Origin of the sequence: Haloferula chungangensis, from assembly GCF_042664875.1 — a bacterium.
In the GTDB taxonomy this organism is placed as follows: Bacteria; Verrucomicrobiota; Verrucomicrobiia; order Verrucomicrobiales; family Akkermansiaceae; genus Haloferula; species Haloferula chungangensis.
This window is the reverse complement of the sequence record NZ_JBHTBS010000001.1, coordinates 413,066-429,685: the sequence shown is the minus strand read 5'-3', so window position 1 is coordinate 429,685 and position 16,620 is coordinate 413,066. Positions and strand designations below refer to the sequence as shown.

The 16,620-nt window shown below is 58.5% G+C and carries 13 protein-coding genes; 5 read left to right on the top strand and 8 right to left on the bottom strand.

The annotated features are described in order from the left end of the window. Nucleotides 1-104: 104 nt before the first annotated feature. The 4 genes from pdxH (at nucleotide 105) to ACFQY0_RS01800 (ending at nucleotide 5,007) form a co-directional block, all read left to right on the top strand. A complete protein-coding gene (pdxH, locus tag ACFQY0_RS01815) occupies nucleotides 105-740 on the top strand; it encodes a pyridoxamine 5'-phosphate oxidase (RefSeq protein ID WP_379708468.1) in 636 nt (211 codons plus the stop codon). Between the two features lie 81 nt (nucleotides 741-821). Next, nucleotides 822-1,574 (top strand): ABC transporter permease, encoded by a 753-nt coding sequence (locus ACFQY0_RS01810; RefSeq protein ID WP_379708466.1) that lies wholly within the window; start codon nucleotides 822-824, stop codon nucleotides 1,572-1,574. Between the two features lie 3 nt (nucleotides 1,575-1,577). After that, nucleotides 1,578-3,095 carry a DUF7088 domain-containing protein gene (locus ACFQY0_RS01805; protein WP_379708464.1) on the top strand — a complete coding sequence of 506 codons (1,518 nt, stop codon included), beginning with the start codon at nucleotides 1,578-1,580 and terminating at the stop codon, nucleotides 3,093-3,095. A gap of 7 nt (nucleotides 3,096-3,102) precedes the next feature. Beyond that, a complete protein-coding gene (locus ACFQY0_RS01800) occupies nucleotides 3,103-5,007 on the top strand; it encodes a DUF4340 domain-containing protein (protein ID WP_379708462.1) in 1,905 nt (634 codons plus the stop codon). Nucleotides 5,008-5,013: 6 nt separating this feature from the next. On the opposite strand, the gene purC is transcribed toward ACFQY0_RS01800, so the two are convergent. The 5 genes from purC to ACFQY0_RS01775 form a co-directional block, all read right to left on the bottom strand. Further along, entirely contained in the window at nucleotides 5,014-5,727 is a 714-nt protein-coding gene (gene purC / locus ACFQY0_RS01795; protein ID WP_379708460.1) for a phosphoribosylaminoimidazolesuccinocarboxamide synthase, read from the bottom strand. A gap of 56 nt (nucleotides 5,728-5,783) precedes the next feature. Continuing rightward, entirely contained in the window at nucleotides 5,784-7,937 is a 2,154-nt protein-coding gene (locus tag ACFQY0_RS01790) for a right-handed parallel beta-helix repeat-containing protein (RefSeq protein ID WP_379708458.1), read from the bottom strand. 64 nt (nucleotides 7,938-8,001) lie between these two features. Continuing rightward, nucleotides 8,002-9,645: an NAD+ synthase gene (locus tag ACFQY0_RS01785; protein ID WP_379708456.1), complete on the bottom strand. Its 1,644-nt coding sequence runs from the start codon at nucleotides 9,643-9,645 to the stop codon at nucleotides 8,002-8,004. Next, nucleotides 9,642-11,321, bottom strand: a complete 1,680-nt coding sequence (locus ACFQY0_RS01780; protein WP_379708454.1) for a glutamine--tRNA ligase/YqeY domain fusion protein — start codon at nucleotides 11,319-11,321, stop codon at nucleotides 9,642-9,644. Before ACFQY0_RS01780 ends, ACFQY0_RS01785 begins: the two co-directional genes overlap by 4 nt. 4 nt (nucleotides 11,322-11,325) lie before the next feature. After that, nucleotides 11,326-12,657, bottom strand: coding sequence for a dipeptidase (locus tag ACFQY0_RS01775; protein ID WP_379708452.1), 1,332 nt, complete (start codon nucleotides 12,655-12,657; stop codon nucleotides 11,326-11,328). A 216-nt stretch (nucleotides 12,658-12,873) separates the two neighbouring features. Here ACFQY0_RS01775 and ACFQY0_RS01770 point away from each other — a divergent pair, with 216 nt between their 5' ends. Further along, nucleotides 12,874-14,328, top strand: coding sequence for a glycogen synthase (locus ACFQY0_RS01770; protein WP_379708450.1), 1,455 nt, complete (start codon nucleotides 12,874-12,876; stop codon nucleotides 14,326-14,328). 28 nt (nucleotides 14,329-14,356) lie between these two features. On the opposite strand, the gene ACFQY0_RS01765 is transcribed toward ACFQY0_RS01770, so the two are convergent. The 3 genes from ACFQY0_RS01765 to ACFQY0_RS01755 form a co-directional block, all read right to left on the bottom strand. Continuing rightward, on the bottom strand, nucleotides 14,357-14,635 hold the full coding sequence (locus ACFQY0_RS01765) for a hypothetical protein (protein ID WP_379708448.1): 279 nt from the start codon (nucleotides 14,633-14,635) through the stop codon (nucleotides 14,357-14,359). Between the two features lie 60 nt (nucleotides 14,636-14,695). Continuing rightward, complete coding sequence (gene trxB / locus ACFQY0_RS01760) at nucleotides 14,696-15,625, bottom strand: thioredoxin-disulfide reductase (protein ID WP_379708446.1); 930 nt, start codon at nucleotides 15,623-15,625, stop codon at nucleotides 14,696-14,698. Between the two features lie 64 nt (nucleotides 15,626-15,689). Continuing rightward, the gene (locus ACFQY0_RS01755; RefSeq protein ID WP_379708444.1) at nucleotides 15,690-16,601 is read right to left on the bottom strand and encodes a thioredoxin fold domain-containing protein; all 912 of its coding nucleotides are present in this window, start codon (nucleotides 16,599-16,601) and stop codon (nucleotides 15,690-15,692) included. Between the last annotated feature and the right edge of the window lie 19 nt (nucleotides 16,602-16,620).

Genomic DNA, 16,620 nt, shown 5'->3' with positions numbered 1-16,620 from the left:
GACAAGCGACAACACTCTGGTGCCGCGGGAAACCGGGGCACCTTTTTTGTGGTTCGGAGCGGAAATTGGCGTTTCGGATCCCTCGCGGCAGGTTATCAGTGCGCATGGATTTGTCCGACTTCCGCGAGGAATACTCAGCCAAAGGTCTTCACCGCAAAGACCTCGCCGATCATCCGCTCGATCAATTCGAGCAGTGGTTCGCTCAAGCCGTCGAGCTCAAGCTTCATGAGCCCAATGCCATGAGTCTCGCCACCGTTGATGCCAATGGTTGCCCCCTCCTGCGCACGGTCCTCTTGAAATACTTCGATCGTGAGGGATTCCTCTTCTTCACCAACTACGAGAGCCGCAAAGCCGCGCAAATCGCCGCGAACCCGCAGGTCAGTCTGCTCTTTCCGTGGATCACGCTGGAGCGCCAGGTGATCGTTCAGGGCCGGGCCGAGAAGATTTCGACGGCCGAATCGCTCCGCTACTTCACCAGTCGGCCACGGGAATCGCAGCTCGGGGCCTGGGTGTCGGCTCAAAGCTCGGTGATTTCCTCGCGCAAGTTCCTGATGCAGAAGCTCTCCGAGCTGAAAGAGAAGTTCTCCCATGGTGAAATCCCCCTGCCTTCGTTCTGGGGCGGCTACCGGGTCATTCCCGAAAGCATCGAATTCTGGCAGGGCGGCCCGGCCCGCATTCACGACCGCTTCCTCTATACCAGGGACGGGCAGAATTGGTCGATCGACCGTCTCTCACCTTGATTAGTGTCTTAATCTGCAAATTCGGCATTGGCCCAACCCTAGCCTTCCTTTACCCATTCGCTCCGCCCGCGCTTCCAACCCATGCCAACCCTCTTCATTCTTCTCCGAAAGGAGCTGAAAGCCTTCTTTCTCAACCCTTTCGGCTGGGTGATCCTTGCCGCCGTCGTCGTGGCGAACGGAGTCGGAATCTCCACGGCCATGAAGGGCTTTCTGGACACGCCCTCTCAGGACAGCCTGATTTTTGTCACCTTCCATTCACCGGTTTTCTGGTTCTGGTTCCTCTTCATCTTCCCGCTGATCACGATGCGGTCCTTTGCCGAAGAAGAACGCTCCGGAACGCTGGAAACCCTGCTCACAGCCCCGGTGCGGACCTGGCAAGTGGTCTTGTCCAAGTACCTGGCCGCCTTTCTCTTCTACCTCTTCTTGTGGCTGCCGACTCTCGTCCAGTTTCACATATTCGACTGGATCGCCGAGCTCCCTGACTCGTGGACGCCCGGAGAAGTCGTCGGCACCTACGCCATCCTGATCCTCATGGGCATGGCTTTCACCGCGGTCGGCTGCTTCGCTTCGGCACTGACCTCCAGCCAAATCATCGCTGGCCTGCTGACGATCTGCTTCCTGATGATCCTCTTTTTCGTCGGCTACGTGCCCGTCATTTGGGGCGGTGCGTTCCAAGGCGTCGGGCTTTTCCACTACATCTCCTGCCAGGAGCACCTCGCGCTCTTTGCCAAGGGCTTCGTGGATACTCGGCCCGTGATCTACTACCCCACCCTGACCTTCGTCATCCTTTTCCTCACCTACCAGCTCGTCGACTACCGTCGCTGGAAACGCTAAGCCATGAGCCCTGAATCGAATACCACCGCCCGACCGGTGAAACGCTTCCGCATCGGCTTCCTGTCGGTGCTGCAAGTCGTGCTCGTCGTGGTCATTTTCCTCGCGGTCAATTTCCTCTCCTCCCAGCTCTATCGCCCCTTCGATCTGAGCGAAGACCTGGATTTCACGCTATCGACTTCCACCACCCGCTACCTCGCCTCCGAGAACATCACGGAGCGCGAAGACCCGATCGAGATGACCGTGGTCTTCCGAGCCGATGCGCCCTACTACAGCCGCATCCGGCCGATTGCCGAGGAATACGCCCGCCTTTCGAAGGGAAAGATCAAGCTGCGATTCGTGGATCCCATCCGTGCCAATGACAAGGCCGAGACCCTTGCCGCGGAATATGGCATCATCTTCCAGCAGGACCTCGTGATCATCGATGCGCGCAGCGCGAAAGAGCGCGAGACCTCGACGGAAAAACAGGTCAGCCCCCACGTCAACATCGTCAAGTTCGAGGACATGGTGGTTTACAAGACCGACGCCAACAACCAGCGCCGTGTCGTCGGCTTCCTCGGTCAGGACGCCCTGCGAGCCGGACTTGTCAGCTCCATCGAGGGCAAACCCCGCAAAATGTGGGTGCTTTCCGACAAGAGTGACCTCAATACCGAAGGAAGCGCCACTTGGTCTGTCCTCAGCGCCAACCTCGTCTCTCAAAACATTCTTCCCGAGCGGGTTCCCTTTGCCGGAGTGGACGAAATTCCCGAGGACATCAACTGCATTGCCATCATCGCACCGGCCTACGACCTCAGTGCCGACGAGATCAAGCTGTTAGAGAGCTTTTGGAATCGTCCGAAATCCTCGATTTTCATCACCACGGGAGAGAAGGACGTGCCGCCCCGACTCCGCGCCTTCCTCCGCGGAAACGGCATCACGCCACGCCACGATCGCGTTTTAACCGTCAAAGGCGGAGCGATTCAAACGGCGGTCACCAGCCGCTTCACATCGGGCACCGAGTTCACCCGCGATCTCTGGGAGAAGAACACGCTGTTCGAGGGGCACACCCAAAGCCTCGACGTGCGCGAGGGTGATAACGCCCTTCTGACCAAGGGCATCACTCCGTTGCTTTTGCTCGAAAGCTGGCCGAACTTCTGGGGTGAAACCAAGTTTCCCGCAGAGAAGATCGAGTTCGACCCGCGCGAGGACACGCCCGGTCCCGTGGGGCTCGCTGCCGCCGTCATTCGCGGCGCGCCGAATGACGAACTCCTCGCCAAAGAGATTTCGAAAATGGTCGTCATCTCGAACACCGACTTCCTCGAGCCGAAGAATGCCCAGGTTCAAAATCTGGACTTCCTCGGAAGCTGCGCCAACTGGCTCGTCGGACGTGAGGAACTGGCCGGCGAGGGGCCTCGCAGCCTGCGTCTCTACAAGCTTCCCATCCTCAAGCCACAGGTTGCTTTCATCAACCGCGTGAACCTCATTTTTGTGCCCTGCTTCGCTCTACTGATCGGAGCTCTCGTCTGGTCCTCGCGACGCTCCTGAATCCGTCATGCGCTCGGTCGTCTTCACTCTTTTCCTTGGTCTGCTCGCCTTCATCTCGGTGGGCCTAGCAGCGATCAGGATGGCGGATGGAAGCCTCGCCCGGGTCTTCGGCGCCCCGGCGACAGCCATCGGAGACACACTTTACGACTTCGATCCCGCCACGGTCAGCAATATCGGTCTGCAAGGCAATGGCGTGAAGGCCTACTGCCAACGCACCGAGAACGGTTGGGAAATCGTCTCTCCATGGAAAGACCGGATGGATCCCCGGATTGCCCAGCAGCTCGTTTCATTCACGCTGGGATCACGCGTCGAAGGTGCGCTCCCAATCGAGAAAGTGGAAAGCAACACCCTCGGGCTCGAGGACGGATGGATTGGCATCTGGATCAGGGATCACGATGGCGAAACCCTTTCCAAATATGTGCTGGGTCGTCGGACCGCTTGGCTCGGCACCGAAGCCGAAACCGGAGAAACCATCCCCACCATCTTCGTTCAGCCGCGCGACAAGAACCGCAAGGATTTCATTTACGCCTCCACTGACCCCAATGACATCCACTCGATGCTGACCGATGGCTTCAAGCGCCTTCGCGACCATCACCCCTTCCTTTTTTATCCGCCCCTCGTCCAATCCCTGCGCATCAAGAACCGCAGTGGCGAGATGCTCCTCTCCCGCGACAAGCCGAAGGAGCTTTGGAAAATCGTCAAACCCCTCGAGCTCAAGTCTGACCGCGATTCCATCTACCGCCTCGTTCAGGGCCTCTACGACCTTGAAGCCATCAGGGTAATGAATCGCTCCGAAGTCACCTTGCCTACGGATGACCCTTCGGCCGTCGACCAGATCGCCATTCAGCTCTTCGGCCAAACCACTGAGACCATTCTCGAAATTTACCCACCCGAATCACCCGGCTCTCCGACCGTGTTGGCTCGGATCAGCGATCGCCCGAATGCGGTTTTTGAGCTCCTCAGAAACACGACGCCAGCGACCGAGGATGAAAAAGCCCCCGTCGCCCTCGCCGATCTCCCCCTCTCCGTTAACGAGCTCCGTGACCCGACGCTGACTTCCATCAACCCCGCACAGATCCAGGGCATTCTGATAGCCTCGACCAACAGCGACAACATCTTCATCAAACGCGACGATCCGAAAGCCCGCTTTGAAGTGCTGCTCGACGGCGAAATGCGCGCCCCTAACGAAACCGCGCTCTTCAGTCTGCTGAAGACGATTACGGAAGCCAAAGTGGCGGGATTCGTCTCGGACACCGCCACCGATCTCAGCCCCTACGGGCTCGACCGACCATTCCTCAGCCTGCGCTTTCTTGGCTTCGACGACACCGTCATCCAGCTCGATTTCGCACAGAACAAGGATGGCGAGATCCTCGCGATGCGGGCTGGCACAACCACGGTTTTCAAGATCGATCCGGCGATGCTGGGGCTCATTCCTCTCCAAAGTTGGGAATGGCGGGATACCCAACTCTGGGGCATCTCGGAGTATGATGTTCAGGGCCTCGTCCGAAAGCTCCGCGACAGCCCGGAACTCACTCTGGTATACAAGGCACGCACGCAAACCTGGAGAGCCATCGAGGACGGCAAGGATCGCACTCCGGAGCTTGCCATCGATCGCGCCAATCGATTCCTCAAGCATCTAACAGGACTCAAGGCACGCTCCTGGCTCCGCCCCGATCACGAAGCCGCCCGCAAGGCCTTGGCGGATCCCGACATGGTGATTTCCATCAACGCCAAACTGATCAATGCCCAAGGCGAGGACGCCGGCTTCGGAGTCAAACAGCTCACGGTCGGCTCCGTCCCCGTCGGAACGAACCGCATCTACTACGGATCGATTCAAGGGGAGACCAACCCTTTCACCATCTCTGCCGAGAGCTTCGAACTTCTCAGCGTCGATCTCTTCTCCTTCGACTGAAGAGGATCAGGCCACCGCGGCCTTCACCCGTTCGAGGACTTCCGCGTAGGCCTCCATCACGCCACCGAGATCACGGCGAAAGCGGTCCTTGTCCATTTTCTCCCCGCTTTTCAGATCCCAGAGGCGGCAACCATCCGGGCTGATCTCATCGGCCAGCACGATCTTCGACGGATCCGACTCGAGCCGTCCGAACTCAAGCTTGAAGTCCACCAGCTTCAGACCGCACTCACCGAAAAACTTGCTGAGAATTTCGTTCACCTTCAGTGCCGAGCTTCTGAGAAACGCCAGGTCCTCCGGTGATGCCAGCTTCAGTTCACGAATGTAATCATCGTTCACCAAGGGATCACCCAACTCATCGCTCTTGATGCTGAACTCAATGATCGGCTGGGAAAACGGCGTGCCTTCCTCGACACCCGTCCGCTTGCAAAAACTACCTGCGGCCAGATTCCGAATAATCACCTCGACCATGATGATGTCGACTTTCCGGACCTCGACATTGGTTGGATCGATCTGACGGACAAAGTGTGTCGGCACTCCCTCCTTTTCAAGAAACCCGTAGATCAGTGTGCTGATCTCGTTATTAAGGCGGCCCTTGTCCTCGAACTGAGCCTTCTTTTCGCCGTTGAATGCGGTGGCATCGTTCTTGAACTCCATCCGAAGAATGTCCGGATCTTCCGTGGCCCAAAGTCGCTTTGCTTTACCCTCATACAGCGGTTCCATGCCGTTTCCTAGGGTTCGGCCCCGCCCGGGTCAAGCGCGGCCTCTCAGAAGAGTTCCTACTCGTCGAAGCGCACTCCCGACATCAGCTCCTCACCACTGTTCAGGCGGCTCGAATTCCCATCATATATCTCAGCCCGAAGACCCTGTTCCAGAATCAGTCCAGGACCGGAGTTCTTCTCAATCCTGTTTCCTTCAACGACCATGCTGATCGCGGCGAAGCGCACCACCACGCCTCCCATCATGTTCGCATAGCAGCTGTTGTTCGCGACTTTGCCGGAGGCCCCGGCATTCAGGACGATGCCATACTCGCGGTTCCCGAAAAACTCGCCACCACGAATCTCAATGCCTTCCGCCGCAGAGTCAGCGAGCACGCCATTGCGACTGTTCCGGGATCCCTTGGAATCGCTCAGCACCGCAGACGCTCCATCCCAGATTTCATACCCGTGACCAAAGTTCCCGGTCGACTCGCATTCATGGATCGTCATCCGGCTTCCCGCACCACTCGCCGCAGCGCCATCCCAGCCATTGGTTCGAAAGACGCAGCGTTGGGCAATTGCATGTCCGCCATCCACGACAGCCATTCCATGGCCGGAAGCCTCGAGGAACTCACAGTCGGAAAACTCCATTTCCGAGCCCCGCACCAAAGCGACGGGATAACGGCTTGTGCCGGCGTCGAAGCCCTCGTGCTGAAGAACCACACCTGTCACCGTGGCGCCCTTGGAACCCGGGCCAAATGTCAAAACCGGTCCTTCCTGCGCGGCCATTTTCAGGATCGTTTTCCCTTCGCCCACCCCTTCGAGCTGGACCGCGGAATTCACGACAACACCCGCCTCGAAGCTCCCCTCTGCCAGGACGATGCGATCGCGGTCGCGAGCTTCGCCAAGGGCATCCGCCAGCGACTTGAAATCCTCGGGAATCCGCAGGGTCCTCGAATAGGAAGCCAGCTTTTCATAAAGTGCCTTCATCTCGGCATCATGCGGAGCGAGCGCCACCGCTTCACGCATCCACTCGAGTGCCAAGGGGTCATACTTTCCCTGATCGCGGAGACGAGCCGCCTCCGCCAACTCCCGAGCCCTGGCATGATCTTTCCGCTCTTGTTCCTTCTTTTCGGCAATGAGATCACCCAGCTCTTGAATCAGGGGGTCCTCAGGCAGCTCTGAGGAAAATGATTCCAGTGCGGACTCCGCTTCACTCCATGTCCCGCTCTCGATCGACGCCCTGATCTTGCCCTCCCATTCCTGACGGATTTTCACGAGCTTCTCCGCCTCGATCTTCGAGAGCAGCTCTGCTGCCTCCATTTCTTCGGGATACTTCTTGAGCACCTTTTTGGCGGCGGCCTCAGCCTCATCAATCCGTCCGGCCTCCAGTGCGGCCAAGGATTCGCCCGTCCAGTAGCCGACGAACTGCCTCTGCTCCTCCGCCATGCCCACTTCGATACTTCGAATGCCGTTCTCGGCGAGCTGCGAACCCGGATCCAGATCGGCGATTTCAGAGTAGGCCTGCGTTGCCTCATCCCATCGACGCGCCTCCACCATCTGGGCCCCCACTTCTTCGAGAAGCATGACGCGCTCGAGATTCCGCTGCTTACGCTCGGCCTCCATGCGGGTGTAAACCCAGCCCACACCCAGCCCGCCAAGCAAGAGGATGATCAGCGCATAGCCGGCCATCCGCCGACCTCTCCCCTTCTTTTCAACCTCAGGATCCTCATCATCATCATCGGAAACCGGCGCCGTCGCCGGCTTCCCCAGCTCGCCCGCCGGCTTGGTGGGAGGCGGCGGTGGGAGTTCGGATGGCTTGTCTTCCGGAAGGAGGATCTCCTCCAATTCCCCGGTTTTTGAATCCGCTTCCTCGGCCTTGCTTCCCTGCGAAATCCCTGTCTTCCCGGGTTCCGCCTTCGGCTCTTCCTTTTCTTCAAGGACCTCCGGCTTCTTAAATGAGACCTTCTGATGACCTGCGACCGCCCCGGGCACCAGGATCATGATCTGAGCCAGCTTCTCGCGCCTCTTGCGTTCGATTTCCTCGCGCACTACCGCCAGCGCCTTGTCGAATTCCAGAAGACTATACTGGTAGCGATGCTCAATGGTTTCGTTGGAAGCATTCCGCACCATTTCAGCAATCCGTTCCCGTGCCGCCGTGAATTCCTCCACGTGGCCCGCAGGATCCTCACTGGGACTCAAACCGAGCACCTTTTTGGCCTCATCAAGCGTCATCTGCCGGGGGCTGTATCATCGGCATTCCCACCCGAAAAGAAGCATTCCGGGAAAACACGCAATTTCATCCCAAAAAGCGCTGCACAATGGGCATCCGTCGGCCGATCCCAAATGCCTTCGAGGTCACGCGGATTCCCGGTGCTGCCTGCTGACGTTTCCACTCGTTGAGATCCACCCGCCGCTGGACCCAGCGGACCAAGGTCTCATCGAAGCCTAAAGCCACAATCTCTTCGGCCGAGAGCTGCCGCTCGACGTAAGCTTCTAGAATGCCATCCAGCACATCATACTCGGGCAGTGTATCCTGGTCCTTCTGGTCCGGCCTCAGTTCGGCACTCGGCGGTTTCTCGATGGTGTTCCATGGGATCACCTCACGCTCGCGATTCAACCATCGGCAGACATCGAAAACCCTCGTCTTCGGAAGATCGGAGATCACCGCCAGACCTCCACACATGTCGCCATAAATCGTGCAGTATCCCACCGCCAGCTCGCTCTTGTTTCCCGTCGTCAGCAGGAGATGATTGAACTTGTTAGATAGAGCCATCAGCAGCAGCCCGCGGGTTCGCGCCTGCATGTTCTCCTCCGTCACATCCTCCTTCATCCCCTCGAAAAGCGGAGCCATCGCCCGTTTTACCGCGCCGAAAATCTCCGTAATTCCCACCTCATCGCAGCGGATCCCCAAATTCTTCGCCAGCGCAAACGAGTCGTCCACACTGCCGCCCGACGAGTAGGGACTCGGCATTGTCAGGCCATGCACATTCTCCGGCCCCAGAGCCTCGGCAGCCACCGCCGCCGTCAGCGCGGAATCGATTCCGCCACTCAGCCCGAGACAAACCGAACTAAATCCCGTCTTCCCCACATAGTCCCGCAGTCCCAGAACCAGAGCCTTCCACAGCTGCTCTTCAGCGACCGCCTGCGGCAACAGCGTTTGGGCATTGGAAAATGGATCATCGAAAATTTCGACCACCCTGCACTCCTCCTCAAAGCCCGCCATCTCCACCACCCCGCCATCCGGCCAGGCAACCAGGGAATGTCCATCGAAGACGAGCTGATCGTTCGCCCCGATCGAATTGCAATAGACCACCGGCACGCCCGCCTCCTTGGCAACCCCAGCCAGCATCGCCCTCCGCCCTGCAGGCTTTCCGAGATGAAATGGCGAGGCTGAAAGATTGATCAGGACATCCACGCCTTTCGTCACCAACTCCTCGGCGGGATCGCGATCATAGAAAGGACGCTGAAGAAAATCCTCCGTCCAGATGTCTTCGCAAATCGTCACGCCGAGACGCTTGCCATTCCACTCCATCGGCTCGCATGACGGCGATTCCTCGAAGTAGCGACGCTCATCAAAGACATCGTAGGTGGGCAACAAGGTCTTCCAGACCTTCGCCTTCACTTCGCCATCCACCAACAAGGCCGCGGCATTGCGAAAGGGCTTACCGACCGCATCGCCATCGTTGTGGTCCACGTAGCCGACCAGCAAGGGAACCTCTCGGGTCTCGCTCGCCAGATAGTCGAGCGCCTGCAGGCATTTCGGCACGAACTGGCTTTTGAACACGAGATCCCTCGGTGGGTATCCCACCAAGCTCATCTCCGGCGTCACCACCAGTTCCGCTCCTTTTTCAATGCACTCACGATAAGCCTGGAGCAGGCGTTTCGCATTCCCGGGGAAATCCCCGATCACCGCATTGATCTGTGCCAGCCCGATCTTCATTTCTTTCCTCCCCAGGAATCCCGAAGCGCCACCGTGCGGTTGAATACCAATTTCTCGCCAGCCACATGGTCTCGACGGTCCGCCACGAAGTAGCCGACCCGTTCGAACTGATAGACCGTTTCAGGCTCGGCATCCGCCAGCATGGGCTCCACCCACGCGGTGACCGTTTTAAGGGACTCCGGATTCAACACGGAAACGAAGCCCTCGTCCGCTCCATCGGGGTCCGGGACGGAAAAGAGGCGGTCATACAGACGCACTTCCGCCTCACGACCTTCTTTTGCCGATACCCAGTGAATCGCCGCCTTGCACTTCACGCCTTCCGGCGCATCGCTGCCGATTGTTCCCGGCAGATACTCGCAGTGCACTTCGCTAACATTGCCTTCAGCATCCTTCTCAAATCCGGTGCACTTCACGATGTAGCCACCGCGCAGCCGGACGTAGCGATCGGGTCCTAGACGGAAAAACTTCTTCGGAGGGTCCTCCATGAAATCATCACGTTCGATCCACAGTTCGCGGGTCAGCAGAACATGGCGTTCGCCCATCTCGGGCTTGCCCGGGTGATTCGGCACGGGCACCTCCTCGCTACGATCTTCCTCGTAGTTCGTGATCACGAGCTTGAGCGGATCGAGCACCGCCATGCGGCGCGGCGCGACCTCATTGAGATGGCCTCGCACTTCATGCTCCAGCAAGGCGATGTCGGTCGTGCCCTTGAACTTCGTGATTCCCAGCCCCTTGCAGAAGGAACGAATTGCTGCCGCCGGATAACCGCGTCGACGAAGCCCTGATAGCGTCGGCATGCGCGGATCATCCCAACTATTCACCCGACCCTCCTTCACCAGCGTCAGCAACTTGCGCTTGCTCATCACCGTGAAGTTGAGATTGAGACGGGAAAACTCGATCTGACGTGGCTTCGCTGGAACCGGACAGTTCGCAATCACCCACTCGTAGAACGGGCGGTGAATTTCAAATTCCAAAGTGCACAGCGAGTGCGTGACGTGTTCCTTGGCATCCTCCAAGGGGTGGGCGAAATCATACATCGGGTAAATGCACCAGGCATCTCCCGTGTTGTGATGGTGGGCATGAAGCACCCGGTAGATTACCGGATCACGCATCACCATGTTCGGTGACGCCATGTCGATCTTCGCACGCAGCACCGCTTCTCCCTCCTTGAAATCACCTGCCCGCATCCTGGCGAAGAGCTCGAGGTTCTCATCCACGGATGCATCGCGGCTCGGGGATGCCGTTCCGGGCACTTGCAGATTGCCACGTGTCTCCTTGATCTTTTCTGGCGACTGCCGGTCCACATAGGCCAGTCCCTTCTTGATCAATTCAACGGCGCAGTCATGAAAGTAGTCGAAGTAGTTGCTGGCAAAATAGAGATTATCGCCCCAGTCGAATCCTAGCCACTTCACATCCTCCTTGATGCTCTCCACATACTCGCTTTCCTCCTTCTCGGGATTCGTATCATCGAATCGCAGATGGCACTTCGCTCCCGTCGAAGCATTTTCCTGCGCAATGCCAAAGCTCAAGCAGATCGCCTTCGCATGACCAATGTGCAGGTAGCCGTTCGGCTCCGGAGGAAAACGCGTTATCGTCGTCGCGTGTTTCCCACTCGCCAAATCGGCGGCGATGATTTCACGGATGAAATCGAGCTTCGGTGTTTCAGTTTCGGACATCTTGTTACTTTGAAAGTTCTTCCAGCAGAGCCTGATTCAGACGAATCCCCGACTCAAAGTTTTCGACCGGGAAATTCTCGTTCGGAGAATGGATCTGAGCATCGGCCAACGCCAGCCCCAAGAGCAATGTGTCGGCTCCGAGAATATCCTTCAGGTCCTGGATGATCGGAATACTTCCCCCTTCGCGAATCAACATCGGCTCCTTTCCAAAAGCCGTCTTCAGCGCCCTTTGCGCCGCCTTGCCGAATTCAGCCTGGGGATCGACGTGATAGGGTCGACCATCGTGCCCCGGCACGACTTCGATCCGGACACCCGCCGGGCGGTGCTTATCAAAGTGAGCCTGCACCTTCTTCATGATGTCAGCCGGATCCTGATCGGGAACAAGTCGGAACGAAAACTTCGCCATCGCGCTCGCCGGAATCACCGTTTTGGAACCTTCACCCTGATAGCCCCCGGCAATACCATTCACCTCCGCCGTGGGGCGCGCCCATGTTTGCTCAGCAGCCGAGTAGCCCGCCTCACCAAACGTCGCAGGCGAGCCCGTGACCTCGAGAAAATCGGCATCGGAAACCCCGGGCACCTTCGCCCACATTTCACGCTCCCACGCTTCCAGCGGACGCACGTCGTCGTAAAACCCTTCGACCAGAACCTTTCCCTCGGCGTCGTGCAGGCTCGCGACAAGTTGAGCTACGGCAGTTGCCGGGTTTGCCACCGCACCCCCGAACAATCCGGAGTGCAGATCCTTGTTAGGTCCATGCACGATCACTTCACAGCACGAGATTCCGCGCAGGCCATAGCCCATGGTCGGCACACCGGGTGCCACCATTCCCGTATCGGAGACCGCAATGACATCGCAGGCCAGCATCTCCCGGTGCTCCTTGAGGAAGGGAGCAAGGTTGGGACTGCCGATCTCCTCCTCTCCCTCGAAAAGGAACGTCAGGTTCACCGGCAGGTCACCCTTCTCGGCGATGGTCTTTCCTGCCCCCAACAGATGGGAAAACATCTGCCCCTTGTTGTCCGTGGCACCCCGCGCCCAGATCTTTCCATCGCGAATCTCTGGCTCGAAAGGCCGGCTCGTCCAGAGGTCAAGCGGATCGACGGGCTGCACGTCGTAGTGACCGTAGATCAGAACGGTCCGTCGGCCGGGCTGATGCTTGTTCTTCGCGATCACTACCGGATGGCCCGGGGTTTCGTAAAGTTCGGCTGACAATCCCAGCGCCGTCGATTTGCCAACCAACCACTCGGCACAGGCGCGCACATCACCCGCATGTCGGGAGTCCGTCGAGATACTCGGAAAGCGCAGAAACTCAAAAAGCTGTTCCAATTCAGAAGTCATGGCGCATCCATGCCCCCCACCCTTCGCTCGGGCAAGAGCAAACCCACTGACAGACTTCTTCCGACATCGGACTCATTCTTTCTTTCACCTCGGTCAATCCACCGCTAACATGAACCAAAGATAAAAGCTCAAGTGACTTCTCCAGCCAAACCTCCCGAAAAAACCAGGCCCCGAATTCTCGTCGTTACTCCCGAGATTACCTACCTCCCGGAGGGCATGGGCAATCTCGCCCAGCGACTCTCGGCCAAGGCTGGAGGGATGGCGGACGTCTCGGCCTCACTTGTCAAAGCCCTTTATGATCAAGGCGCTGACGTCCACGTCGCCCTTCCGAACTACCGGAAGATGTTCCACCTCGATGTCGCCCATGTGCACGAATACGAGTTCGGCAGGGTCAGCCGGGCACTCCCGGAACAGCGCATTCACCTCGCCGAAGACCGCGTCTTCTATCACCGCCAGCGAGTCTACAGCGCTAAGGAGAACCACCTCATCTCGCTCGCCTTCCAACGCGAGGTGATCAACCACATCATTCCTCAGGTCCGGCCCCACCTCATCCACTGCAATGACTGGATGACCGGACTCATTCCCGCCGTTGCCAAACGTCACGGCATCAAGTCAATCTTCACCGTCCACAACATCCACACCGAACGGATGACCCTCGAAACCATCGAGGATCGAGGCATCGATGCCGCCGATTTCTGGCAGTACCTCTATTACAAGCATCAACCCCACAACTACGAGGAGTCCCGTAATGCCAATCCGGTCGACCTCCTGGCCACCGGGATCATGTCCGCCGATCACGTCAACTCGGTCAGCCCGAAATTCCTCTCGGAGGTCGTCGACGGTGTTCACAACCACATTCCCGGCCACATCCGCCACGAGCTTTGGGCCAAGTGCCAGCACGGGGCCGCCAGCGGCATCCTCAATGCCCCTGATCCTTCTTTCAATCCGGTCAGGGACAGCTACATCAAGGATCATTTCTCCGTCGACACCGTGATGGCCGGCAAAGCCGCCAACAAAAAGCGCCTCCAGGAAACGCTCGGACTCAAAGTCGATCCCAACGCCCCGCTCCTCTTCTGGCCATCCCGCCTCGACCCGGTTCAAAAAGGCTGCCACCTCGTCACCGAGATCCTTTATCAACTGATCAACGATTATAAGGAGGACGGGCTACAAATCGCCGTCATCGCCAGTGGATCCTATCAACCGCACTTCAAAAACATCGTCGAAACCCACAAGCTTCACGACAAGGTCGCGGTCTGCGATTTCAGTGAAGACTTGTCGCACCTCGGCTATGCCGCTGCCGACTTTGTCCTGATGCCTTCATCCTTCGAGCCCTGCGGACTGCCGCAGATGATCGCACCGAAGTATGGAGCCATGACCATCGCCCACGACACCGGCGGCCTGCACGACACGGTCGAGCACCTCAACGTCGATGCGGAATCCGGCAATGGCTTCCTCTTCCGGGTCTTCGATAACGGCGGATTGCGCTGGGCCATCGACGAAGCCATCAACTTCCATCGACTCCCGGCCGAGGTCCGCGAAGCCCACTTGCAGCGCATCATGCGCGACGCCAAAACCCGCTTCAACCACAAGACCACCGCCGCCGAATACATCCGGCGCTACGAGGAGGTCCTCGGTCAATCGATCAGCGAACCACTTGGCGCCTCCAAGTAGGACGAGTAGGACGGCCCCAGCACCTGTCTCATTGCCGCTCGCGCTCCTCCTTCAATGTCGCGAGGGCATCGAAGAGCGCGAAAAGCAGCACGAACAGACAGAGTAGTCCGCAGGCACCCCAGTAGAGTCCGAAGCGCAGAATCGACTCATTCAACCAGTCGTCGATGCCCCACAGCCCGAGCGCCAGCATCCCGAGCATTCCAAAGGCAAAACCGCCAAGCGCACTCCGCCGCTGCCCGCGATCACGCAGGACCGCTTCCGCGATTCCCTTGTTCACCGCCCATTGACTCCCACGCTTCCGGCTCATCGCCAGAAGCCTAGCGTCACCGACTCAGCTGCCAAGCGGAATGCCCGAGGGTATGACCGATCACTCCTCCTTTTCAGCGAGATAGCGCTCTGCCTCGAGTGCGGCCGCACAGCCTTGGCCCGCAGCAGTAATCGCCTGACGGTAGACGTGATCCGCCACATCGCCGGCGGCGAAAAGACCTTCCGTCTTGGTCGTCGTCTTACCTAGGTTCTGAAGAATGTAGCCGTTCTCATCCTTGTCGACGAGATCACCGAGGAACGCGCTGTTAGGCACGTGCCCGATCGCTACGAAGACACAGGCCACTTCGAGTTCGCTCTCGCTGCCGTCCACCGTATTCTTCAGCTTCACCGCGCGCATTTCACCGGCATCATCGGTGAGGTAGTCGATCACCGTGCTGTTCCACACTGGCTCGATCTTCTCGTTGGCCAAAGCACGCTCAGCCATGATTTTCGAAGCGCGCAACTCGTCGCGACGGTGAATGAGATACACCTTGCTCGCAAATCGCGTCAGGAAGCTCGCCTCCTCACAAGCGCTGTCGCCGCCACCGATCACGCAGACCGGCACATCGCGATAGAAAGCACCATCGCAGGTCGCGCAGGAAGTCAGACCGTGACCGATCAGCTTCTGCTCGCCTTCGATCCCCATGTGACGCGGCGCCGCACCGGTCGAGACAATCACCGTTTTCGCTTCGAGCGTCTTGTCGGCCAACTTCACTTCAAAGTGACCCGCAGGCATCTTCGTGACCCCTTCCACCTGGGCGAACTCGATCCGCGTACCGAATTTCTCGGCCTGCTTTTGCATGTTCATCATCAGCTCGGGACCCATGATGCCCTCCGGGAATCCAGGAAAGTTCTCCACCTCGGTCGTCGTCGTCAGCTGCCCCCCCGGCTGGGTGCCGGTGAGCATGAGGGGATTGAGATTCGCGCGTGCCGTGTAGATTGCCGCAGTGTATCCCGCGCAGCCGGTTCCGATGATGATGACGTTTTCCATTGTTCTGTGAGAGAAATCCGCGGGGAGTATTCCGGGGAAAATCGGCATCGGTCAACCGCCAGTCTCACTCAATTCCTCTCGCGCGCTTCTGCTGGGCGATCCAGTCCTGATCTGCAGGGGAAAGATTCTTCTCCTTGGTCCGCGCGCGGGTTCCATCCGGCTCGACGATGACAAGCTCTCCATCCTTGTAAGCCACCAGTTTGGCAAAAATTTTCCGCCCGCGCGGATCCTTCCAGGTTCGATAACCCTTCTTCTCCATCTTCGACTTCCACGCCTGATGCTTTTTGGATGCCACCTCGGCCGCCTGACGAAGTTGCCCCCATTTGAAATTCGCCTGTCCCCGGACGTAGCCCTTTTCCCGCATGATCACATCCTCGGCGGGAGTCAGGACCACCAGCATCGGTGTGCCGAGCACCTTGAAGCGCTTCTTCAGCTCCTGGACGTAGTCCTTTCTGCGCGCGACCTCGTCCCCATTGTCGCCACTCACCCGGCTGTCCACCTGCAGTCGGACAAATGTTTCCTCTGCCCACTCCTCAAACTCCACATCACCGAAAAGCTCCTGACTCAGCATCTTGCAGTTCACGCTGTTCTGGGAATCAGTGAACCAGATGAGCACCGGCTTGTCTTCACGCCGCGCCCTCTTGAAAACATTCGTGTAACTCTTGCTCCAAGGCCCCTCCTGAGGGGCCTCTGATAGAAGCGTGTCCAGCTCGGTCGGCAAGCTGTCGGGATCCTCCGCATCCGGATCCGTGTAGACGATCTCATTCGGATCCAGTACCACTCCCGGATTGTTTTTCATCTCATCCGAGATCCCGCCCGGTGCGATGGGCGTGCCCCCCTGGCCATCACCCCGGCGAAGCGCCGCCGGTATGCCAGTGGCTCCGAAGGGGTTCGGCTCGGTCTCGAAAGGATCCTCGGAGGTTCCGCAGGAAGCTAGAATCAGGACCGAAGAAAGCCACGAAAGACGACGAATCATGGCGCGAGACTAAACAGCT